The sequence below is a fragment of the Piscirickettsia salmonis LF-89 = ATCC VR-1361 genome (genome assembly GCF_000297215.2).
In the GTDB taxonomy this organism is placed as follows: Bacteria; Pseudomonadota; Gammaproteobacteria; order Piscirickettsiales; family Piscirickettsiaceae; genus Piscirickettsia; species Piscirickettsia salmonis.
The window spans coordinates 1-22,757 of sequence record NZ_AMFF02000108.1; the positions used below are offsets into that span (position 1 = coordinate 1).

At 39.7% G+C, this 22,757-nt stretch carries 22 protein-coding genes; 7 read left to right on the forward strand and 15 right to left on the reverse strand.

The annotated features are described in order from the left end of the window. Positions 1–251: 251 nt before the first annotated feature. Together C200_RS10500 and C200_RS15500 are read left to right on the forward strand one after the other, a co-directional pair. Positions 252–734 (forward strand): WbuC family cupin fold metalloprotein, encoded by a 483-nt coding sequence (locus tag C200_RS10500; RefSeq protein ID WP_032126690.1) that lies wholly within the window; start codon positions 252–254, stop codon positions 732–734. A 414-nt stretch (positions 735–1,148) separates the two neighbouring features. Next, positions 1,149–1,289, forward strand: a complete 141-nt coding sequence (locus tag C200_RS15500; RefSeq protein WP_016210109.1) for a hypothetical protein — start codon at positions 1,149–1,151, stop codon at positions 1,287–1,289. 138 nt (positions 1,290–1,427) lie between these two features. Here C200_RS15500 and C200_RS10505 read toward each other — a convergent pair whose 3' ends face one another. Further along, on the reverse strand, positions 1,428–2,855 hold the full coding sequence (locus tag C200_RS10505; protein ID WP_016210112.1) for a protein adenylyltransferase SelO: 1,428 nt from the start codon (positions 2,853–2,855) through the stop codon (positions 1,428–1,430). Positions 2,856–2,971: 116 nt separating this feature from the next. After that, complete coding sequence (locus C200_RS10510) at positions 2,972–3,454, reverse strand: DUF4442 domain-containing protein (protein WP_016210098.1); 483 nt, start codon at positions 3,452–3,454, stop codon at positions 2,972–2,974. A gap of 158 nt (positions 3,455–3,612) precedes the next feature. Here C200_RS10510 and C200_RS10515 point away from each other — a divergent pair, with 158 nt between their 5' ends. Then, complete coding sequence (locus tag C200_RS10515) at positions 3,613–4,878, forward strand: cation:proton antiporter (RefSeq protein ID WP_016210108.1); 1,266 nt, start codon at positions 3,613–3,615, stop codon at positions 4,876–4,878. Positions 4,879–4,970: 92 nt separating this feature from the next. Then, entirely contained in the window at positions 4,971–6,230 is a 1,260-nt protein-coding gene (locus C200_RS10520; protein WP_016210114.1) for a metallophosphoesterase, read from the forward strand. A gap of 71 nt (positions 6,231–6,301) precedes the next feature. On the opposite strand, the gene C200_RS10525 is transcribed toward C200_RS10520, so the two are convergent. From C200_RS10525 to C200_RS10570, 10 genes are all read right to left on the reverse strand, one after another. Continuing rightward, positions 6,302–6,664 (reverse strand): hypothetical protein, encoded by a 363-nt coding sequence (locus C200_RS10525; RefSeq protein ID WP_230383414.1) that lies wholly within the window; start codon positions 6,662–6,664, stop codon positions 6,302–6,304. A 199-nt stretch (positions 6,665–6,863) separates the two neighbouring features. After that, the gene (locus tag C200_RS10530) at positions 6,864–8,324 is read right to left on the reverse strand and encodes a flagellin N-terminal helical domain-containing protein (RefSeq protein WP_032126689.1); all 1,461 of its coding nucleotides are present in this window, start codon (positions 8,322–8,324) and stop codon (positions 6,864–6,866) included. A gap of 458 nt (positions 8,325–8,782) precedes the next feature. Next, positions 8,783–9,832: an RNA polymerase sigma factor RpoS gene (gene rpoS, locus C200_RS10535; RefSeq protein WP_016210113.1), complete on the reverse strand. Its 1,050-nt coding sequence runs from the start codon at positions 9,830–9,832 to the stop codon at positions 8,783–8,785. 187 nt (positions 9,833–10,019) lie between these two features. Continuing rightward, positions 10,020–10,775, reverse strand: a complete 756-nt coding sequence (surE, locus tag C200_RS10540) for a 5'/3'-nucleotidase SurE (protein ID WP_016210110.1) — start codon at positions 10,773–10,775, stop codon at positions 10,020–10,022. A 60-nt stretch (positions 10,776–10,835) separates the two neighbouring features. Further along, a complete protein-coding gene (locus C200_RS10545) occupies positions 10,836–12,425 on the reverse strand; it encodes an APC family permease (RefSeq protein WP_016210102.1) in 1,590 nt (529 codons plus the stop codon). 182 nt (positions 12,426–12,607) lie between these two features. Then, the gene (truD, locus tag C200_RS10550) at positions 12,608–13,699 is read right to left on the reverse strand and encodes a tRNA pseudouridine(13) synthase TruD (RefSeq protein WP_016210106.1); all 1,092 of its coding nucleotides are present in this window, start codon (positions 13,697–13,699) and stop codon (positions 12,608–12,610) included. Positions 13,700–13,718: 19 nt separating this feature from the next. Continuing rightward, positions 13,719–14,039, reverse strand: a complete 321-nt coding sequence (ftsB, locus tag C200_RS10555) for a cell division protein FtsB (protein ID WP_016210105.1) — start codon at positions 14,037–14,039, stop codon at positions 13,719–13,721. An 83-nt stretch (positions 14,040–14,122) separates the two neighbouring features. Next, positions 14,123–15,400, reverse strand: coding sequence for a phosphopyruvate hydratase (gene eno / locus C200_RS10560; protein WP_016210099.1), 1,278 nt, complete (start codon positions 15,398–15,400; stop codon positions 14,123–14,125). A 21-nt stretch (positions 15,401–15,421) separates the two neighbouring features. Further along, on the reverse strand, positions 15,422–16,258 hold the full coding sequence (gene kdsA / locus C200_RS10565; RefSeq protein WP_017377579.1) for a 3-deoxy-8-phosphooctulonate synthase: 837 nt from the start codon (positions 16,256–16,258) through the stop codon (positions 15,422–15,424). A gap of 6 nt (positions 16,259–16,264) precedes the next feature. Further along, entirely contained in the window at positions 16,265–17,899 is a 1,635-nt protein-coding gene (locus C200_RS10570; protein WP_016210111.1) for a CTP synthase, read from the reverse strand. 420 nt (positions 17,900–18,319) lie between these two features. Between C200_RS10570 and panD the strand changes: the two genes are divergently transcribed. Further along, positions 18,320–18,679 (forward strand): aspartate 1-decarboxylase, encoded by a 360-nt coding sequence (gene panD / locus C200_RS10575; RefSeq protein ID WP_016210117.1) that lies wholly within the window; start codon positions 18,320–18,322, stop codon positions 18,677–18,679. A 33-nt stretch (positions 18,680–18,712) separates the two neighbouring features. Here the strand turns inward: panD and C200_RS15985 are convergent, their stop codons facing one another. Beyond that, on the reverse strand, positions 18,713–18,886 hold the full coding sequence (locus C200_RS15985) for a membrane protein (RefSeq protein ID WP_016210115.1): 174 nt from the start codon (positions 18,884–18,886) through the stop codon (positions 18,713–18,715). Between the two features lie 74 nt (positions 18,887–18,960). Here C200_RS15985 and C200_RS10585 point away from each other — a divergent pair, with 74 nt between their 5' ends. Continuing rightward, positions 18,961–20,319, forward strand: a complete 1,359-nt coding sequence (locus C200_RS10585) for a replication-associated recombination protein A (protein ID WP_016210103.1) — start codon at positions 18,961–18,963, stop codon at positions 20,317–20,319. A gap of 75 nt (positions 20,320–20,394) precedes the next feature. On the opposite strand, the gene C200_RS10590 is transcribed toward C200_RS10585, so the two are convergent. Continuing rightward, complete coding sequence (locus C200_RS10590) at positions 20,395–21,051, reverse strand: IS1595 family transposase (RefSeq protein WP_080743040.1); 657 nt, start codon at positions 21,049–21,051, stop codon at positions 20,395–20,397. A gap of 133 nt (positions 21,052–21,184) precedes the next feature. Here C200_RS10590 and C200_RS10595 point away from each other — a divergent pair, with 133 nt between their 5' ends. Next, a complete protein-coding gene (locus C200_RS10595; RefSeq protein WP_016212241.1) occupies positions 21,185–21,541 on the forward strand; it encodes a hypothetical protein in 357 nt (118 codons plus the stop codon). Between the two features lie 85 nt (positions 21,542–21,626). Here the strand turns inward: C200_RS10595 and C200_RS10600 are convergent, their stop codons facing one another. Continuing rightward, entirely contained in the window at positions 21,627–22,379 is a 753-nt protein-coding gene (locus C200_RS10600; protein WP_016212244.1) for an SDR family NAD(P)-dependent oxidoreductase, read from the reverse strand. Positions 22,380–22,757 lie beyond the last annotated feature (378 nt).

A 22,757-nucleotide genomic window follows, 5' to 3' on the forward strand; every position in this document is an offset into this window, starting at 1 on the left:
TATTTTTATTGTTAAAGAACTTTGCAAACCCTTGATACGCCTAGCGTTTCAGAGTGCGTTACCGAAGCAACAGGAGCGTATTATACAGACCAAAATCCTACCGTCAAGGGTTAATTATGATTTTTTACCACACACCTAAATTTAGCCTAAATACTTAGGTCCATCAGGCCCAATTTCATTTAAACTAAAGCTTATTTTATAACAGCGACTCAAACAGTATGGTAAATAATAACATGAAAGGAGCAACCGCCATGAACACCGTTATAGATCAAGATCTGTTATACACTTTATCTGCACAAGCAGCAGCTTTACCACGCAAACGTACCCACCTTAATTTCCATACCGACAGTCATGCACAATGTCACCGCTTATTGATTGCTATCGAGCCAGGCAGCTATGTCCGCCCCCATTACCATGCTGACCACGAAAAAGATGAAACGCTGCTGATACTCAAAGGTCATTTAGGTTTGCTCTATTTTGACAAGAGTGGCACAGTGACAGATACATTTATATTAAATCCAAATAACATTATCGGCACAACCATCCCTCATGGGCAGCTACATAGTGTCATTGCCCTAACACCTGGCACCGTTTTTTTTGAAAGTAAAGCCGGCCCCTATCACCCTCCACAACCTCATGAAATCGCGCATTTTGCTCCTGCTGAAAATACGCCAGAAGCCGATAGCTACCTTCAAGCGTTATCTCAACTATTTGATAACCAACACCTAGCTTAAAGTAATTACTAACTTCAGGAAGCAGAACAAAAACTGCTTCCTAAAATACTATGTGTCAACACCTCTCAGGTAATAATAATTGACCCTACACTCAGCCAGTACCAAGCAGTTCAACTACCTGTTAGTGTAACTAGTGTTTATGGTAATAAAATTGTGCCGCAACTAAATTTTCGCTTGATATATCCATCTTATCGGGAAAGGTTACACTCACTTTTAAAATTCAACTAAAAAAAACCAAATAAATTTTATATTTACACATTTATAATTTACGTGTTAGCATTTTTATATTCCCACAAGATATTTAGCTTTATAAAAATCATAATGTAAAAACCTTCATAACAAAAATATATTTTATACTTATTAGAGTTTCGAATTTCGAATATTGAAAACTAAAATAAGTCAAGGGAGACTAAGATGTCTAAAGTAGTGAAATTTTTAGTTGGCTCATGTTCATTAGTTGCTGTTATGTTTTTCCTGATCATTGGACTATCAACGCTCAACCAACACAGCTCTATAAGCCAATCTCAGTTAATCAATCAAAGAATATTTAATTAAATATATACATTTAATTTAAATTATAACCAAGTAAAACAACATTATAAAATAAACTCTTAAATACATTTTAAATTATTAAAACATATTATTCATTAATAATGAATTAACCTTATTATATAGTGGGAAATATAATATATATTAAGAAGAACAACTTAATATTATTTTTTTCCCCCAATCCGGCACAGCTGCGGCATAGCGTTCAAATTCTGGCTGCTCATCACAAGGGTGAGTTAAACAATGCATTAAATGATCGACTTCTGAAAAATCGCCCTGCTCAGCCCACTCTATTGCTTGGGTTAATAAATAGCTTCTTAAAATATATTTCGGGTTCACACTCAGCATCTGCTGACCGATCTCCCTCATAGATTCTGACCCTTCCTGCTGTGTTATTATTTTTTCATAGGCATCTAGCCAAATTTTCACCTTGTCATCACTACCATAATCTTCTCCCATAAGCGCCGTAATATTAAAACAGCCTTGATACTGATATACTGCATGGCTCAGCTTACGAAAAAACTGATGATAATCAAGCTTCAATGTCTCTAAGATAGACAACCCAGCAAGCATTAACTCCTGTGTAGAACGATTGATAGAAATAATTCCAAAGCGCTGCGCTAGCTGACTAAAATAAACTTCAGCAAATTTTTTTTCATAGTATTTAAACGCGTAAACAATATCCTTATGGTCAATCAATGGTGACAAAGCGTGCGCTAATGCATTAAGATTCCAAAGACCGATATCCGCTTGTTGATTAAATGCATAACGTCCATAGTGGTCCGAATGGTTACAAATAAAGCCTGGGATATAGTCATCTAAAAACGCATATGGACCATAATCAAACGTTTCACCAATAATCGACATGTTATCAGTATTCATCACACCATGATTAAAACCATACACCTGCCATAATGCGATTAATTTTGCTGTGCGCTTTACAACCTTAAGCAAAAAAGCGCCATAAGGGCTTTCTTCGTATAAACACTCAGCATAATGCTGTTTTATTACATAATCAGTTAACTGCTTTAAGCAGTCGTATTGCTCTGTATAAAAAAAGTACTCAAAGCTACCAAAACGAACAAGACACGGCGTTAACCGCACCAATAACGCCGCCGTCTCTGGCCGCTCTCTCTGCACAACATCATCGCTGCTCATCAAAGCAAGTGCTCGTGTTGTCGGTATACCTAAGGCATATAGTGCTTCTGAAGCTAAATACTCGCGCACACTAGAACGCAGTACCGCTCGACCATCACCCTGACGTGAATATTGTGTTTGTCCAGCCCCTTTAATCTGTACCTGCCAACGCTGGCGTTGCTGATCCTGGATTTCTCCAAGTAAAATCGCCCGCCCATCACCTAAACGAGGAACATAGCGACCAAACTGATGGCCACTGTAGACCATCGAGAGATAATCCGCACCCATCCAGGTTTTCTCACCATTGAAATAAGGAGTTGCCATTGACAGTGCTTCAGACTCAATACCAAATGATTTAGCTAACCTTCGATTACTATGCTGAAGCTGAATATTTTTAAGCGGATTAATTTTCTCTTGATGATAAAAGCAAAGCATTGACCTAACTGCCTAAAGCTGGAGGATAAAATTTTGACAATATATACAACTCACCACAGTCAACAATACTAACCACTTTAATTAAGAGCATCAGCTGTTCTAACTAGATTTATAAACTATTTAACTTTACACTGGCGTTGGCGAATATAAATCGTTTTATCAATATGAGCAATAACATTGCTCTGATCATCAACAATATTAATCGGCAAAGTCAATAAATATTTCTCACCAGACTCAGTATGAACCCTTACCTGATCTAACACATCATCATTCAATTGAAAGTGTGCATACACTGTCCCTAAACCTGGTTTTAAATAAGTAATATGAGCCGCCTGGTCTAAAATTTTATATTGAGGCCCTAAAATTTGCACCAGCATTAAAATATAAAAAGGGTCAATCATACTATACAAGCTACCGCCAAAATGTATGCCGACATAGTTTTTATTATAAAATCTAAGTTTCATACTCACTCGTATGTGACGAAAATCAGTAGAGATAAAGTCAACTCGAATACCGGTTCCCCAAAACGGTGGCCATAACCGAAACAAGTAAGGTATGATCTTCGCACGCATGTACATTGCTGTAATTTTTCTTCTCATACTCGATAGCCTAGCAATAATTAAATTCAACAGCAAACCAAACAGTAAATCAAGTTACTTTAAATAATACACCCGACTGACACAGTTATTTTTATTCTTAGTACAAGCTCTGCTATTCTATGTGGCGTTATCAATAACATCAAAGGCAATAACAGCATATGACCGTCTATGAAGTAATCTCTGCTTTGCTTATCCTCGCAACTATTTTTGCGTACTTAAACCATCGCCTCTTTAAAATGCAGACGACGATTGCTGTTACTTTAGGCGCATTGTTCACCTCTATTTTGATTATTATCGCGGACCACTTCGGAACACTCGCACTGCATCAAACAACCCAGACCCTGTTTGAACACATTGATTTTCGTAACTTTCTCTTAAATGGCATCCTCGGCTTTATGCTCTTTGCCGGTAGTTTAACTGTTGATCTTAAACGCTTATTAAAGTTTAAATGGGAAATCACCAGCCTCGCCTTTCTCGGCACCTTAGCCTCAACGCTTGTCATCGGCTTTTTAAGCTATGAATTACTACAATTTTTGCATATTCAGATTCCATTTATATATTGCTTATTATTCGGCGCATTAATCTCACCAACCGACCCTATCGCCGTACTTGCAACGGTCAAAGAACTCGATGCACCAGAAGACTTAACCACCAAAATTGCCGGAGAATCGCTATTTAATGATGGTGTTGGTTTAGTCATTTTCGTAACGCTTTACCACATTGTCGACTCAGGTCACATGCCAAGCTGGCAAAGCATCGGTCTACTTTTTGGCCAAGAAGCCATAGGCGGCATTCTCTATGGTTTAATTTTAGGCTTTATCGCCTACTTTTTAATTAAACACATTCATGATGCCAAAATAGAAATTTTAATCACCCTATGCCTTGCTTCAGGCGGCTATCTCGTGGCCCAAGAATTTCTGCATGTATCAGGGCCTCTTGCCATGGTCATTTCAGGCATTATCACCGGTAACCTCACACGCCATCAGGTGTTAAGCAATCAGGGAAATCAGCACTTAGATACCTTTTGGGAACTGATTGATGAAGTACTGAATATGATGCTATTTGCAATCATCGGCTTCGAATTTATCAGCTTAACTCTTAATTTAAATGACTTTATCGCCGGTGCATTAATGATTCCCTTAGCCTTGATTGCACGCTTTATTACCGTTGCTCTACCAATGAGTTTATTTAAAATGCAGCGCCAATACACACCGTTTGTTATTACCATTTTAACCTGGGGTGGACTACGTGGTGGCTTAGCACTCGCCATGGCTTTATCACTGCCGGAAGGCCCCTATCGTAACCATATTCTTATCTTTACCTATTGCATCGTATTATTTTCTGTTATTGTCCAAGGAACCACCTGTAAGTCTTTAGTGAAATTAAGCTCAAAAGGAGCCGTCAGTAATAAAATACAACAATAAAAACCACTTAATACTTAAATATAAATCTAAAGTTTCTAACAAATTAAAATTATATAGATTAAATTTAAAAAAATAACCAAAGGCTTATAGCAATGAATCAACTGTCAAAAGTAACCGCCAGCCTGCTCGTTTCCCTACCCATGGTCACTTTGTTAAATACGGCCTCTGCAGATGCAAATAATATAAATTTTTTAACCATTTCAGATATCCATTTGAATACAAAACAACGCCATGCCATGCAGATAGACCCAAGCAGCTACGATGCGCACAATGATATGGACCTTGTAACATTCAAACAATTAGCAGGCTTGATTAAAAAAAATACCGGTCCAGATCATCTTATTCCAACACCTCAATTTATTTTATATTTAGGTGATATTGTTGGCCATCAAAGTAGCTTCTCTAAGTTATTTCAAAATAGAGAAAAGTTCGTCACAACCAATCAAAAAGAAGTGCTTAGTCAATTACAACAAACATTTCCTAACACACCCATCATTAATGTCTTTGGTAATAATGATAGCTTGCAAGCAAACTACGGCGACTACACTTATCAAAACAAATCACCCTATAGCGTCGCTTTGACTACGGGGTTTAAAAATGGCTTTCTCTCCAGCGGCACACGTTGTAACACTCAAACAACACAAGCGACTATGCCATGCTTAGCAACACAAAATACTGAATATGGCTTTTTTAGCATTAAAATCACCCCAGAACTCACCCTGCTTGGCCTCAATAGCGTGATGTTTTCACCAGAGCATAAACCCAACCCCCACGCACTAAACAGTCAATTACAATTTATAAAAAATCAGCTCGCAACTGCACAAAAAAACAACGTCGGAATACTCATTGCCATGCATATTCCAGCAGGTCACAATGTCTACGATAGCTCAGCATTTTGGCAAGATAAAGACCAACAACAGTTTTTAAACACTATTGCGCCATATCACCATCAAATCCGCGGCATCCTTGTTGGCCACACGCATATGGAAGAATTCAAAATCATACAAACCGCAGGGAAAGCCTATGGAGAGTATTTTACAGCAGGCTTATCGACATCGCATGGCAACTCCCCATCACTTAAACTATATACCCTGACAAAAAGTAAGAATAATTGGGCAATTAGCGACTATACCACGTATCAAGTCCATAAAAAAAATAATACGCTTGAGCTATCGAAATATTATAATTTTGCTAATGTGTATTGTAAAAATTTAGCATTTAATGCAGATATTAATAACTGCTTAAGTCATATTACTTTTAATATGATAACACCACGTTATACTGTGAATAATCCTAACTACTTAAATTATCAAACTAAATCTCCTGAAGCTTTCTATGTTCCCTCTTTATAAGTAAATCACTTTAAAATATTTATACTCCTGACGGCGCCTCTGCTATTGGGAGTAGCCATCAGGAAATTAATTTAATAGGTATAACGCCAAGTCAAAGTAAATGCATTTAAATCAACAAGTAAACAATGATCATTTGTGCCACAGGTCATCCCTGCTCGCGTCAAGATTGTAGAATTTTGTGTTGCTACATAGCCACCTAAAGCAATTTCAATTGATGAATGACCTGTTAATTGTACGCCAATGCCAGCATTCACTTTCACGGGTAATGAATCAATATTCTGGTACATTGGTAAATAACTTTTATATTCAGCAATCTTATCAAAGACAAAGTAAACATCGCCCACCCTGCGTTGATCTACTGCATTTACCGAGAATATAGCAAACAACATCAAAGTTAAAACGTAAGCAATAAAAAGGAAGTTTTTATTTTTCAAAACTATCGCACAACCTCAAGCCAACCTATCGACGTTCATTAAACAAAACACACTGCAAAGAGTAAGCATCCTATTAACTTTCAAAAAACATACACTTTACTGCTTTTTTTAAAGCTTATAAATAGCAGTTTAAATTAACAATTGAACATTTATTTCGCAACTATTATTTTATATTTTTTTAAATGTTCTAAGTTCTAATTTAATTATTTAAAAGATCAAGAAAGTTCTTCGCAGTATTACCAGAAACACCAAATACAGCGGCGTTCACTTGGAACTTAATTTGTTGATTGATTTGTTCAGTCACTTCCAGAGCAAAATCTGCATCCACCTTTCGACCTAAGGCAGCAGTATTATTTTGAAAGCCTGTGCTTAATTGATCAAGTCGATAGCCATTACTATTTTGAAAACTCCCTAAAACAGCTAAAGATCCCCCTAACTGATCTAAAGCACGGTCAATCACCCCCAATGCATCTTGAGCGCCAGATTGAGTACTCGCATCAACTGTATTAATACTTGCTAACGTTGAATCTGTAGTTGTCGCTGCAAATATATCCGCACTTATGCTGTCAATACTAAAGCCTGTTGCTGTCTCACTAAAAACACTCACTTGACCACTGATTAATGCGGAGTCTACTCCTCCTTCCAACAGATTCGTCACCGCCCCACTGGCAGAGGTTAACTCAGCATCAAAGCCTTTGATATCAGCGATCTGTATATTCTCACCCTGTTCATTTATTAAGGTAATTTCAGTCTTACTCCCAGTAGCAAAGTTTGCTGTTACCCCTGTCTTTTCAAAAACATCATTAATCGCATTCACTACATGACTTAAATCGCCCGAATCTGATACGGTTGCAGTGATTGTTTGTGTATTACTCACTCCAGCCGAATCTCCTGAGCCTAGGCTGAAACTAATATTACTGCTTGAAAAAGCACTTATGCTGAGCTGAATATTCGTTATCGCATCAGCACCTATATCTTCAATAAGCCCAATCGAGGAGGCAACCTCTGCCGCTGAAGCATTGGCAACAATTGTAGCACTACCACTACCACCGTTTTGCGACACCACAAGCTCTTGTGCAGCAACACCATTAGTTGCAATTGCAGCAGTTGCCACCGCACTGACTTCATTACTTAATATAGAACCATCCGACTGTAGTCGCTGTGCGCCAACACTGGCACCTAAACTGCTTGAAATATTCAGACTAACGTGATCGGCCAAAGAACCGCCCACTTGAAAACTGCCATTAAAGCGACCATCTAATAAAGGCATACCATTAAATCGGGTATTTTCTGCAACTGCATTAAAATCTTCAATCACACTTTGTAATTCATTATTAATCAACCCCCTATCACGATCAGATAAAGTCGGATTACCTGCCGCTTGCAAAGCAAGTTCTTGTGCACGTCCAAGCAAATTTGCCTGAATTTCTATACCAACGCTTGCCACTTGAGCTACAGAGCTTGCATCGTTAACATTGTGAATAGACTGTAACGCACTTGAGCTGCCAATATTTAATCTCAAGCCAATCGCAAAATCGGCTGGATTATCCTTCGCCTGGTTAACGCGCTTTCCTGAAGTTAAGCGCTCAACACTTTTAGTCAGTAAGCTCTTGCTTTCATTTAATTGCTGCTGTGATTGCAAGTTAGCTAAGTTATTCATTAGATTAACCATAAACGTCCACCACATTGCATGCATTTATACTGATTTATACTGCAAGCAGTTAGACTTCAAAGATCCAAGAAGGTTTACAACTAAAAATAATGAAAAAACACCCGTTATTTTTAAGTATTCGCACAATACTGCTAATATTAACTTTTTTTATTTATTAAAATTTATCAAATTTTGATAATAGATAACATTATGCAATATTAGCATTAAATTGAGTGCTCTCGTCCCTCTACTAATAATCTACTAGCAATAAATCTAGCTACAGGATTTAAAGAACATGATGATTATATAACAAAAGAGCTAGAGCAAGCTCTGTTCTATGTTCAATTATTTTAGATTTAGCGGTAGATTAATCTGATCGTAACACACCATTTTCAGAACTTATAAAGTATTATTAGGCCTGATCAAGCAATTAAAAGTAAAATTAAAAAGACAATAAAATTTATTTTCTATTTACTATGAGTGAACCTTGATAATAACGTATTACTTGACAAACCCTCATCAGCAAAGCGTTTTTTCAAGTGCTGTAAACCTTCCATCTGGTATTGACGCACACGCTCACGCGTAATCTCACAGGCTTTACCTACCTTTTCAAGCGTCATCGACTCCTGACCATTTAAACCAAAACGCAACTCAACAACTTGCTGATGTTTTTCTGAAAGTTCTAATAACCATTGTTTAATGCGTTCATTTAGATCGAAATCAGCCAGATCAACTACAGGATCTGCCATATTTTCATCATCACTTAAGGTATCAATTAAGGTACGATCACTGTCGCTATTGACCGGTGTATCCGTTGAAATCACCTTCTCATTCAACCGCATGATTTTTTTAACATTACTCACAGGCCGACTCACTTTTTCAGCAATTTCATTATAATTCGGCTCATGATCTAATGCTTGCGACAAATCTCGCGAAGCCCGCAAATACACATTCATCTCTTTAACAATATGAATCGGTAAGCGAATCGTTCTCGTCTGACTCATCAATGCTCGTTCAATATTTTGCCGTACCCACCATGTCGCATAAGTCGAAAAACGAAAGCCTTTTTCTGGATCAAACTTTTCAACAGAGTGCATCAATCCCATATTGCCCTCTTCAATTAAATCAAGCAAAGGTAAGCCACGATTTAAATAACGACGGGAAATTTTTACGACCAAGCGTAAATTACTCTCTATCATTTTACGGCGAGCAAAAATATCACCCTGCTGAGAGCGCCTAGAAAAATAGACTTCTTCTTCTGCGGTTAATAAAGAAGAGTAACCAATTTCACCTAAATAAATCTCTGTCGCATCAAGGTTACTCGGTTCTGATAATAAATTTGCTTGCTTTTGCTGTGCCTCAGTTGCTACAGTTTTGCCGTCTGTTTCGACGACTGCATCAGGCTCAGAAAGTTTACCTAACGCCACAGCAGGAATATTTGCTGCCTCTTCTTGACACTGTTCTGATTCATTCCATTGTTTTGCTGAAATAAAACGGGATTCATAAGAATACGCCATCTGCCCAAGCCTTAATACTATTATTTTACGTTTTATGACATCTTTTTAGGATATCGGCGCAAAATAAAAATGCTTTAAATATAGACCAAGACAAAGCAAAATGTATGCCCGAAAAAATACCTCATTGTTATTTAAAATACTAAACCTAGAGTTAATTAAGTAGCGTTCAATCAGTCATCACTAGCTTCTAACTTAAGGCATTCCAATGCGCGACGGTCTCCATCGCTTCAAACTGAGTTGAATCAGTTTTTAAAGGCGTAATTGAAATTTGATTTTCTCGCAGCGCAAAAAAGTCAGTGCCAACCCCAGCATCTTGTTCAGGGCCAACCGGGCCAATCCAAAACATCGGGTAGCCACGAGGATTTTCAGCAGGAATCACCGCTTGGGCACGGTGGCGCTGCCCTAAACGTGTTACCTGAACACCTTTAATTTGTTCTTGTGGTAAATCAGGTACATTCACATTTAATATCGTATCCGCCGGCAAAGGATCTTTAATTATTTTTTCAACTAAGCCTGCTACAAAACTCGCTGCAGTACAATAATTATCTAAGCGTCCCTCTCCTTTCAAGGATACGGCAATAGCAGGTACACCATGGCGCCGCCCTTCCATCGCTGCGGCAACCGTCCCAGAGTAAATCGTATCATCAGCCATATTACCACCGGCATTAATACCTGAAATCACAAGATCAATCTCTTCTCCCTTATAGACTTCATTTAAGGCTAAATGCACACAATCTACCGGTGTACCATTGACTTTCAAAAAACCATTATCAGCTTTTTGTATGGACAATGGTCGATCTAAAGTAATGCAATTGCTTTTGCCACTACAATCACGGTCGGGGGCAACAACATATACGGTTGCAATACTTGCTAGGGCCTGATACATCTCTATTAGGCCACGTGCATACACACCATCATCATTGCTCAGTAATATTTTTAGCATATTTATCCCCTACAGCCACCTTAGCATGTTAACTATTTTGCATATCAGCAAGCCTGTAAATCAACTTGCCAACTCTTTACCAATCGCCCGAAATAATGTTTTTGCTTGTTCATCAGTACGCCGAAATCTAACGGCTAAATACAAAATCAGTGCCGTCAACACGGCAAGTACCAGTGCATCTGGGCCAAAACCCAGTTTACCATGACCACCTCCAAACGTCCCCAAATAAGACACCAAACTCACGCCGATAAAGTACACCCACATCCACAGCGATGAGCGTATTTCCAATGTTAATGAACGTGCGCGCTCTGAAACCACCCGATATAAAAAGTATAATACAAAGCAAAAGACTAAGAATAAGAAAAGCTTAGAAATTGTCTGCCAACCCGTCCAATAAGACATCAACACACAGATATAAAGTCCCACATAGCTCCAAACCCAAACAAAGGGCAAGCGCACAACACGTCGCTCTTCTGGCAATTGATAGCGCAAAACCAAGACACACACGGGCCCTAAAGAATAAGAAAAAGCCACCAGGGACGTAATAAACTCAACCATAGCTTTCCAGCCAGGCAATGGAAAGAAAAAGACAAGCCCTAACACTGTATTTATAACAATGGCTTTAACCGGCATACCTCGTGCACTTAGCTCAGCAAAAGCTTTTGGCATTTGCCGATTACCACTCATCGCATGCAAGGTTCTAGAGGCACTGGCCACATACATTAATGCCGAACCTGCTGGTGCGACAACCGCGTTACTATAGAGCAACACAAGAGCAAGCACCCCCACAGGAGCAACAACAACCGCTAAAGGACCGGCTGTACTTGCTAAACTTAAATGCGACCAACCTGCCATTAATTCAGTTGGGCTCAACGCACCAATAAATGCAACCTGTAATAACAAATAAATCGCCAAACAGATAAAAATACTACCGGCTAAAGCAAAAGGGATCGTCCGTTTTGGATTATGCGCTTCTCCAGCCAACTCAACGACTTGTTTAAAGCCATTAAAGGCAAAAACAATCCCGCCCATCGACATCGCTGCAAATACACCATGCCAACCATTACTTAAAAAGTGCCCCTGATAATGAAAATTTGTTACAGAAAAATGAGTAAACATTAATGCCACAGCGATCATCACTGGCACTAAAATTTTCCAATAAGTCAAAATATTATTTAAACGAATCACCCATCGCAATGAATAAATATTCAATGAACTAAATAGCAACATTAAGGCCACCGCCAAACCCATGCCTGTTGTCGATAATGAAGTCGTCTCAGGTTGTAATAACACGGGCCATAAATTTGCTAAGTACTGTAACGTTGCTTGAACCTCAACAGATTGTAATGTTGCAAAAGTTAACCAGGTAATCGAGCCTAAAATCAAACTCACCATATTACCATGCGTTAAAAACGGTAAATAAGCACTACCTCCTCCGACTGGCAATAAGGTTGATGTCTCAGCAAAACTAAACGCCACACATAAAATAAGTACCCCACCGAGTATCCAGGCAACAATTGCGCCGGCCCCTGCAAGCTGTGCACTATAAAAACTACTAAATAACCAACCCGAACCTAAAATCGCACTGACAGAACACAACATCATCCCCCAAGGGGAAATATGACGCTGACCTTGCTTAACCACTGGCACCTAAACACTCCTCTAATTAGTTAAGGTCTCTTAAGTTAGAAATACGGACTATTAAATTAAACTAGACTAGATTAAATTAAATCTGGATTAAAAATGCTGCCTGCTTATACTTCAATCAAGCGTTTAAACACGCAGCACATTGATCATATGAAGATAGATAGAGATATTTTTTCTTGCTCAAATTATTTAGCTTCTTCAGAAACAGCAAGCTCAGCGCGCTCACAATTGGCCAACTCACGCAAGACCGACGTGGCAAAACTTCCTTTTGCTAAAAAGAACTGTAATTCCAGGGTCTGGTCATCGAGCCAGTGCCAATTAAAATCACGCAGATAAACAAATAAAGCACGACGATCGGCGTCTAAACCATATTGAATTAAACCTTGCTGCCACGTTTCTAAACCTGCCGCAGCCAGAGCCTCTTGATCAAAAACAGCTGCTGGGGTCGTATTATTTTTATCCTGTTTTGCTTTACCTGCTAACGGACCGGTTAAAACAATATCACGCTCATGCAAGCGATTTTTTAACTCATCTTGTAGATCATCATTGAGCTCATCGACACTAAAAATACTATTTGAGCCCATTAAATTCATTACATCACCAAGCATGACGGTATTGGCTAACCCCCTTGCCAGCCGCACTGAAAGCACCTGATTAAATAAGTAAGCCCGTAAGGCGGATAGATAAATGCTTTTTTGCTGGCGCTTCACCCGCTTACCCTCAAACATAGCAAGGGCGGCTTGAATATTATTCCCCTCTCGACCAAAACGCTGAGGGCCAAAGTAATTGGGTATCCCTTGAGTTTTTAGCAACTCTAAGCGCTGCTGCCAAAGTGCCTTATCTCCCTGACAATGTCTCAGCACTAAACGAAAACGGTTGCCTGCAAGCTGACCTCGCCTTAGTTTTTTTTGATGGCGCCCTATCGCTAAGACACGGATTTTATCATTGTTTAATAAAGACCAATCAAATTCACGTTTACCTGGAATTCGCAAGCTAAACCATTGCGTTGTCAGTGCATCACGATCTTTTAAGCCAGCAAAACTCACGTCACGCACAGGAATATCAGCAAAGCGAGCCAGTTCTTTAGCCAACCATTCAGTATTCGTCGCTTTTTTTTCCATATGTAAAAAAACATGCTCACCCTGACCTGAAAATTGTTCAGGATCTAAGAGGGGAACTTCATCCACCTGAAAATCATCAGGCTTGCCCTTATAATTGCAAGAAATATGAGGCGCTGTATTGAGGTAATGCCAATTAAATGATAATGGTATATTCACACGATTCTCTTAGTTTTAGTTATTTATCTATATTATTTACTTTATCTGCTTTATTTTGGTCACCAATAAACTGATAATAAACTTCGCCGGGTTTAATCATCCCCAACTCGCGACGGGCGCGCGCTTCAATAGAGGCATCCCCTTGCTTTAAGGTAAAGATTTCAGCTTCAAGCTGCTCATTACGGTGGCTTAAGGTTTTATTTTTATCACTTTGAATATCAATTTTATGATTTAATTCACCCAAATTTGCCACACTGCCTTGGCCAAACCATAAATTAAATTGCAACAACAGTAACAGTACGCCTAAGAAAGTGACAAAACAACGTTCTTTAAATGTCATGCACCCTCCTTAAATAATTATCATTAAAATAATAAAAAAGGGGGATGAACCACCCCTTTGTTTATTTAATCATAGTCCTGTTATTAGTGAATATGCTTAAATACAGAAATACCTGGATAAACTGCTTTTTCACCAAGCTCACCTTCAATACGTAACAATTGGTTATATTTTGCCATACGATCACTACGGCAGAGTGAACCGGTTTTAATTTGTCCAGCAGCAACGGCAACTGCTAAATCGGCAATGGTCGTATCTTCTGTTTCTCCCGAACGGTGGGAAATGACATTAGTATACCCAGCCTCTTTGGCCATCTGGATAGTTTTTAAGGTCTCACTTAAGGTACCGATTTGATTGAGCTTAATCAAAATAGAGTTTGCAATGTCTTTTTTAATGCCCTGCTCTAAAATTGCTGCATTGGTTACAAATAAGTCATCGCCGACGAGCTGCACTTGTTTGCCTAAGCGTGCAGTCAGTTCTGCCCAGCCAGTCCAATCACTTTCATCCAAACCATCTTCAATGCTAAGAATCGGATAGCGCTTGACCCAGTCTTCTAAGTAATCAACCATTTGAGATGATGATAGGACTTTATCTTCTGAGGCTAAATGATATTTGCCATCTTTATAAAATTCAGAACTGGCCAAATCCAAGCCAATAAAAATGTCTTTACCTGCCTGATAGCCTGCGGCTGCTATGGCTTCTAAAATCACCTCAATCGCGGCTTGATTCGAAGGTAAATCCGGCGCAAAGCCCCCTTCATCACCCACCGCCGTATTTAAACCACGCTTGGCTAAAATTTTCTTTAAGGTGTGGAAGATTTCTGCACCATAACGCAACGCTTCAGCAAAGCTCGGTGCCCCCACTGGAATAATCATAAACTCTTGCATGTCGACATTATTATCCGCATGCTCACCACCATTAATAATATTCATCATCGGCACCGGCATACTCAACTGGCCAGTTGATAAATATTGATATAAAGGCAGACCTTGCTCTAAAGCGACCGCTTTTGCCGCAGCTAAAGAAACCGCCAACATCGCATTAGCACCCAAGTTTGATTTATTTTCAGTGCCATCTAACTCAATCATGGCGCCATCAATCGCACTTTGATCCGCCGCATCTTTACCCACGAGTAAATCGCGAATTTTAGTATTAATATTATCAACAGCAGTTAATACACCTTTGCCCATATAACGCTGCGCGTCTTGATCACGCAATTCTAAAGCTTCACGTGATCCTGTAGATGCACCAGAGGGAGCGACAGCCCGGCCAAGCACACCCGATTCTAATATCACATCCGCTTCAACTGTTGGATTACCGCGAGAGTCTAAAATTTCACGACCAATAATTTGCTTAATTTTCACTGAACACTCCTTCACTCACTATTATTTCACTGTATCTTCTATCCAGCCAGTCGACTTAACCACTTGATCTATAGCAACTAACTGACTAAGTAGGTCTTCCATCTGCTGCATGGGCCAGCTATTGGGCCCATCACTTAAGGCCTTTTCAGGCGTTGGATGCGTTTCCATAAACAAACCTGCGATGCCCACAGCGACCGCAGCCCGTGCCAACACAGGTACAAATTCACGCTGCCCACCTGAAGACGTGCCCTGCCCACCAGGTAGCTGTACTGAATGGGTTGCATCAAACACCACCGGACAGTCAGTTTCACGCATTACTGCCAATGAACGCATATCCGAAACTAGGTTATTATAACCAAATGATGCACCGCGTTCACAGACCATAATCTGCTGATTGCCTACTGCACGTGCTTTTTCTACTACATGCTTCATGTCCCAAGGTGCTAAAAACTGGCCTTTTTTAATATTTACCGGCTTATTACAACGCGCAACATTTTGAATGAAATTTGTCTGCCGACATAAAAACGCCGGAGTTTGCAAAATATCAACAACACTGCTGACTTCATCTAACGGCGTATCTTCATGCACATCAGTTAACACACTCACGCCGATCTGCTCTTTGACTTTTTGTAAAATCGCTAGACCGTGCTCAACGCCCATACCACGAAAACTGCTATGAGACGAGCGATTCGCCTTATCAAATGATGATTTATATACAAAGGCAATATTCAAGCGCTCAGTCATTTCTTTTAAATAACCTGCGGTATCTAGTGCCAACCCTTCACTTTCAATCACACAAGGACCTGCGATTAGGAAAAATGGCTGATCCAAACCGACCTTCATACCTGCAATGTGCATACTGTCCTACCCTCTACTTTTTACTCTGTGCGCAATCGCAGCATTAATATAGCCAAAGAACAATGGATGTCCTCGGCGCGGTGTCGATGTAAACTCAGGATGAAACTGACAAGCCACAAACCAAGGGTGCCCTTCAACCTCAATCATTTCAACGAGCTTGCCATCTTCAGAGCGCCCAGAAATTTTTAAGCCCGCTTTTTCAAGCTCTGCCACATAACGCTCATTCACTTCATAGCGATGACGATGGCGCTCGACGATCTGACTTTGGCCATAGGCCTGCTCTGCCATTGAGCCTGGTTTTAACACACACACTTGTCCACCTAAACGCATACTACCGCCTAAATCAACATCAGCATCACGCGTTTGTAAAGCGCCATCCTCAGTCAACCATTCTTTCACTAATGCGATCACCGGATAACTACAATCAGGATCAAACTCAGAGCTATTCGCCCCTTCCAGCCCCGCACAATGGCGTGCATAATCAATCACCGCCACCTGCATCCCTAAACAAATACCAAGATAAGGAATCTGGTTTTCACGAGCAAATTGAGATGCCAATATCTTCCCTTCAACACCACGGTCGCCAAAGCCCCCAGGCACTAAAATAGCATCATAGTCTGTTAATATCGCTTGTGCACCTTTTTTCTCAATCTCCTCAGCATCAATATATTCAATATTGACCGCAGTTTTGCTTTGAATGCCCGCATGATCTAAGGCTTCATTAATTGATTTATACGCATCCGTCAGGTCATATTTACCTACCATGGCGACGGTCACCGCTTGCTCTGGATTAAGCTTGGCGTACACGACCCGATCCCAATCCGCTAAATCAGCGACCGGAGCATCTATTTTTAAGTGATCAACAATAATTTCATCGAGCTTTTGCTCATACAATGCCCGCGGCAGTGAGTATATCGTTTTCACATCGACACAAGAAATCACTGCTCGCTCTTCAACATTAGTAAATAAAGCAATTTTACGGCGTTCAGACTCTGGCAAGTCACGCTCAGAACGACAAATTAAAACATCCGGTTGAATCCCTATCGAACGTAACTCTTTCACCGAATGCTGTGTCGGCTTCGTTTTAAGCTCACCAGCAGCCCCTAAATAAGGCACTAAGGTTAAGTGAATAAATAAACTACGATGATGCCCCAGCTCAGCGCCTAACTGGCGAATCGCCTCTAAAAATGGTAATGATTCAATATCACCGACCGTGCCGCCAATTTCTATCATCACGACATCCGCATCACCATTGCCTTCGACAACACGACGCTTAATCTCATCAGTAATATGAGGAATCACCTGAACAGTACCGCCTAAATAATCTCCACGGCGCTCTTTCATGATGACTTCTTGATAGACACGACCAGAGGTCACATTATTAAAACGTGTCATCGTTGTTGTAACAAAACGCTCATAATGGCCCAGATCTAAATCCGTTTCTGCACCATCTTCCGTCACAAATACTTCACCATGTTGAAATGGGCTCATCGTCCCTGGGTCAACATTAATATATGGATCAAATTTCTTAAGATTAACTTTTAAGCCGCGCGCTTCAAGTATAGCGGCAAGAGAGGCTGCTGTGAGTCCTTTACCTAGAGAGGAAACCACACCACCAGTAACAAATATATATCGTGTCATTCACTTTAACTTCATGTATTTAACATGGAACACGATATTATCACACAATTTATGCTGAAGCGACTATAGGCAACTCGCCAAGGATTTTTTCACCTGATTGCAAAATTACAAAAATCAAAAGAAGCTAAATTTAACGAGACTATTTTACAAAAATTTATGTATTTTTTAATACATCACAATACCTACCAATCGGCCTATGAGCCTAATTTAATCACTAAAATATCAAATCTACAAACCCGGTTTGCATTTAAGCTAATTTATCAGTAGAATTCAGATCGCTTTGCTCTTTACGTCAAAGCTAAAAATGTAGGCCACAGGCCAAATTAGTCAATTTTAGAGTTAAAAACTAAACTAGCTTTAGCAAAACAAAAGCCATTCTAGATTAGATCTACTTTAAGTCAAGACCAAGGGGATGATCACGTGCAACTAAATATCTTAAAGGCAAAAATTCATCGTGCAACAGTCACTGATGCTGATTTAAACTACGAAGGCTCTGTTTCAATCGACCCCGCTCTGTATGATGCGGCAGGAATCATTCCATATGAACAAGTGGATATTTATAACTGCAACAACGGTGCACGCTTAACAACCTATGTGATTCCAGGTGGCCCTGGGGAAATTTGCCTCAACGGCGCTGCAGCACGTCATGTGCAAAAAGGTGATCTGGTCATCATCTGTAGCTATTGCATTATTGATGAGAAAGAAGCAATCAACCACAAACCGGTGGCAATCTTTGTCGATGAGAAAAATGCCATTTCCCGCATCAGTAATCATGGCTAGAAAACGATTCTAAATCATCATCAAGGAAGAAAACTAGCCTTTCTTATCCCCAATTTTTTTCTCAGCCGTATGAAAGTAATGAAAAAGCACAGTAAAGAACAACGTTACGACCATTGCCGAAATCACTCCCCACCAATTAAAAACCAAATATGACAACCCGTACCACACGGCTAATAATAATGCACCACCCAACCAAAATGTTCCCATCCACGTGTCCCTTTATTTTTATGGTTAACTTATTTAAAGTATAGCGGTTATCCCAAAAAACTAACCGGAATTCCATGCGTGATTTATTTGATGATATCCTAACAACAGCTCCTCTCGCACACCGCATACGTCCAAAAAATTTAAATGAAATCATTGGGCAAGAGCACCTCACCTCCGGACCACTGAGCTCAGCGCACCTATTACAAGGCTGCCCCTCTCTAATACTCTGGGGACCTAGTGGCACCGGCAAAACCACACTAGCACGCTTATTAGCTGAGCACATTCACGCTGAATTTATCGAGCGCTCTGCCATTATGGCCGGTCTTAAAGAGATTCGTAGCGCTGCCGAGCAAGCACGAAAAAATCAACAAGATAACAAACAAACTCTGCTATTTATTGATGAAATTCACCGCTTTTCCAAATCTCAACAAGATGCTTTTTTGCCTTTTGTCGAAGAGGGCTTATTTACGCTCATTGGCGCAACCACAGAAAATCCCTCGTTTGAAATCAACCGTGCACTAATCTCACGCCTACACGTCTATAAACTACACACCTTAGACCCTAGCCATTTAGAACAAATACTCAAACGTGCAATACATCATCCCGCAGGCTTTGGCCATTATACGATTCAATTTCCAGAAAATTTGCGGGATAAGCTCATTGATTATGCTGCAGGGGATGCCAGACGGCTACTCAATGGCTTAGAGCAGCTCGTCCAGATTAATTACCCTAATAATACAGATACCACCACACATCCAGTGATACAAATCACAGCAACACATTTTAACGATTTCCTTGGTGAGAATATCGGACACTTTGATAAATGCGGTGATCAGTTTTATGACTTAATTTCTGCCCTGCATAAATCAATTCGCGGCTCACACCCCAATGCAGCTCTTTTTTGGCTCGCCAGAATGTTACATGGTGGTTGTGATCCACTGTATATTGCTCGCCGCCTCGTGCGTACCGCCTCTGAAGATATTGGCAATGCTGACCCACGTGCTTTGCAACTGACGTTAAATGCCTGGGATGTTATCGAGCGCTTAGGTTCACCTGAAGCCGAGCTTGCCCTCGCACATGCAGTCACTTATTTAGCCTGTGCACCTAAAAGTAATGCTGTATATAGTGCATTTAAATCTGCCATGCAAGATGCTAAAAATCACCCTAGCGTCCAGGTACCATTACATATTCGTAACGCTCCAACAGCACTAATGCAAGATTTTAACTATGGCAAAAACTATCGCTATGCTCACGATGAACCATATAGCTATGCAGCAGGGGAAAACTATTTACCAGATGATATGCAAGGCCATTGCTCTTATTATCAGCCAAAAGAATCAGGGCTTGAGAAAAACATCAAATCTCGTTTAGATTTTCTCAGTCAGCTAGACCATCAGTACTTTGCTAATATTAAAAAGCAAAATAAAGCATAACCCATTATTTATACAACATATTAATTATAGAGTAAATAAACATAGGCAACTGCTGTTAATATATGGGGCTGACACCTAATAAAGTTCTTTAAGCAACTTTTTAAGGTCAGCCAATAGTTCTTTTGGCGACCCCATATTAAATCTCCACTCTGCTTCTTTTAAGAAGAAATTGAAGTGCTGTCTAGGCACTCCGTTAAACTTTCTCATGTGCCGCTTTGTTTGATTCCAGAAGTTCTCTATGCCATTAATATGGTTCTGATTTTCAGCAAAGCGCTTATTGTGATTAATACGATAATGCTTAAACTCAGAGATATCAAGAGCGTTGTACGCACGCCAGCAATCTGTATAGACAATGCTGTCGGGCTGGATTTTTTGCCTAATTATGGGCATTAACGTATCAGACTTTGCATCTAAAATCACTTGTGTATACACTTTACCACCTCGCTTGAGTAATCCAAATACAGCCACTTTTCCTGCAGCACCTCGGCCTCGTTTACCTTTCCGTGCTCCACCAAAGTAGCTTTCATCGAGCTCGATCTTTCCACAAAATTGTTCGCTACGACTTTGCTGTTTTAGAGCAATTTTTTCACGTAATTTATGGAAGAATCGGGTGGCTGTATTTCGGTGAATATCGGTCAAATCAGCTGCTGTTCTAGCTGTTGAACCTGCAATGAAATATTTCATCAGTTCAATTTGCTTATTCTTTGGTAATTTACAGTGTTTTATGTACATATGACATCCTAACAAATCAAATGTTAGGTGTCAGCCCCAAAAGAATTTGAATGTTCATTCTTCAAATGCACTATTCGCTAGCTTTCTAATAAACTCTGAAGAACCAGGTAATTACCTTAAGTCTTGCAGGAGTATGGTAACAAATTATCTTGGAAAACTAGATGATTCGCTATTTATGGAACGGTCTTTATTTAAAAGAAAAAATATAATATTTAGTAATAAATTAAAGTCTATTGGGTGGTATGTTTTTTTTGGTGGGGCTTCTTTGTTTTTAGCAGTTTATTATATATTAATAATATATTCACTTTCACCTGATCAAATTTCATGGGCTGAAAACATTGAGCTTTTGTTAGTTGGGGTGATGGCAATGTTTTGTATGCACATAACTCGGGCTAATCCATATAAGGCAAAAATGTCTCTATTAAGAGAGTTTTATAATTACTATGATGGCTTAGATGTGATTGCATACTTATCAATGCTTAAATATTAATGATACAGCGTGCAGTTAAGTGTATTTGCTAATCTTTGATTGTATCTAAATTGGCCTAATGCTAGGCCAAATATTAATTAAAGTGTTAATTAGGTTTTGCAGTAACACCTGCCCAGGTTTGGCAAGTCGGCATGATTTCTAGATGGTTTACATTCATATGTTTTGGCGTTTCAACGAGCCAATCGATGGTATTGGCAATATCTTCGGCCGCCAATGGTTTTAAATCTTTGTAAACTTGCTCAGCGCGATTTTTATCGCCTTTAAAGCGGACCATAGAGAATTCAGTTTCTGCAAGTCCTGGAGCAATAGTGGTTGCACGAATTTTGGTGCCAAGCAAATCAGTACGTAGATTTTTAGTAAATTGGTCAACAAAGGCTTTCGTTGCACCGTAGACATTGCCTCCTATATAGGGTGTATTTGCTGCAATAGAGCTAATATTAATGATATAACCCCGATTTATTGCTTTCATTTGCGGTAAAACCGCACGAGTCACATTAACAAGTCCTGTGATATTAGTCTCTATCATTTGATGCCAGTCACTAAGGTTGGCTTGATCTGCCGTTTCTAGGCCCAGAGCTAAGCCGGCGTTATTGATTAATACGTCAATTTCTTTAAAAGGGGGTGGGAGTTCGCTTAATGTTTGGAACACTTGATCCGTATCACGGACATCTAAAGTGATTGTGTGAATGGCTGTTTTAGAGTGAAGTTTACTGTATAAGTCATTTAGGTATTGGGTCCGACGCCCAGTTAAGATTAAACTCCAGCCTTTGTCAGCAAAAAGCTCGGCGGTGGCGCGGCCAAAACCAGAGGTGGCCCCTGTAATTAAAATCGTTGGCATGTTAGCTATCCTAATATTATATGTTATGTTGTCTTGTCGTATTATTACTTTGTAGGGCTTGTTTTTATTTGAGCTTGTAGATGTTTTGGTCAAGCAAAAACGTTAGTGAGTTTATTCTAGCTTATTTCTCTTCATTTTTATGCAGTTCTCCTGCAACTAGCTTTGTAAGTTATTTTAAGTCTAAACATGCTTATTTATTGGCTATTTATCTAGGGGCTTATTGGGTAGGTTTGGCTAGGCATGCTCGTTTATAAACGATGGTATGAAAAAAAACTTAAAAAAAGGTGAGTTAGGTGTTGACGGGTGTAAAAAAGTGCGTATAATTCACTTTCACCGGCGCAAGAGTCGGCGACAATAAGGCCTCAGGCCAACAGTTCT

What these genes read in the sequence shown, in the direction of transcription:
- C200_RS10500 (WP_032126690.1), top strand. Translation starts at nt 252, where the DNA reads ATGAACACCGTTATAGATCAAGATCTGTTATACACTTTATCTGCACAA.
- C200_RS10530 (WP_032126689.1), bottom strand. Translation starts at nt 8,324, where the DNA reads ATGAATAACTTAGCTAACTTGCAATCACAGCAGCAATTAAATGAAAGC.
- C200_RS15500 (WP_016210109.1), top strand. Translation starts at nt 1,149, where the DNA reads ATGTCTAAAGTAGTGAAATTTTTAGTTGGCTCATGTTCATTAGTTGCT.
- C200_RS10590 (WP_080743040.1), bottom strand. Translation starts at nt 21,051, where the DNA reads ATGTACATAAAACACTGTAAATTACCAAAGAATAAGCAAATTGAACTG.
- C200_RS10515 (WP_016210108.1), top strand. Translation starts at nt 3,613, where the DNA reads ATGACCGTCTATGAAGTAATCTCTGCTTTGCTTATCCTCGCAACTATT.
- C200_RS10520 (WP_016210114.1), top strand. Translation starts at nt 4,971, where the DNA reads ATGAATCAACTGTCAAAAGTAACCGCCAGCCTGCTCGTTTCCCTACCC.
- surE (WP_016210110.1), bottom strand. Translation starts at nt 10,775, where the DNA reads ATGCTAAAAATATTACTGAGCAATGATGATGGTGTGTATGCACGTGGC.
- ftsB (WP_016210105.1), bottom strand. Translation starts at nt 14,039, where the DNA reads ATGACATTTAAAGAACGTTGTTTTGTCACTTTCTTAGGCGTACTGTTA.
- rpoS (WP_016210113.1), bottom strand. Translation starts at nt 9,832, where the DNA reads ATGGCGTATTCTTATGAATCCCGTTTTATTTCAGCAAAACAATGGAAT.
- C200_RS10510 (WP_016210098.1), bottom strand. Translation starts at nt 3,454, where the DNA reads ATGAGAAGAAAAATTACAGCAATGTACATGCGTGCGAAGATCATACCT.
- kdsA (WP_017377579.1), bottom strand. Translation starts at nt 16,258, where the DNA reads ATGCACATTGCAGGTATGAAGGTCGGTTTGGATCAGCCATTTTTCCTA.
- C200_RS10585 (WP_016210103.1), top strand. Translation starts at nt 18,961, where the DNA reads ATGCGTGATTTATTTGATGATATCCTAACAACAGCTCCTCTCGCACAC.
- C200_RS15985 (WP_016210115.1), bottom strand. Translation starts at nt 18,886, where the DNA reads ATGGGAACATTTTGGTTGGGTGGTGCATTATTATTAGCCGTGTGGTAC.
- C200_RS10595 (WP_016212241.1), top strand. Translation starts at nt 21,185, where the DNA reads ATGGTAACAAATTATCTTGGAAAACTAGATGATTCGCTATTTATGGAA.
- C200_RS10600 (WP_016212244.1), bottom strand. Translation starts at nt 22,379, where the DNA reads ATGCCAACGATTTTAATTACAGGGGCCACCTCTGGTTTTGGCCGCGCC.
- C200_RS10570 (WP_016210111.1), bottom strand. Translation starts at nt 17,899, where the DNA reads ATGACACGATATATATTTGTTACTGGTGGTGTGGTTTCCTCTCTAGGT.
- C200_RS10505 (WP_016210112.1), bottom strand. Translation starts at nt 2,855, where the DNA reads ATGCTTTGCTTTTATCATCAAGAGAAAATTAATCCGCTTAAAAATATT.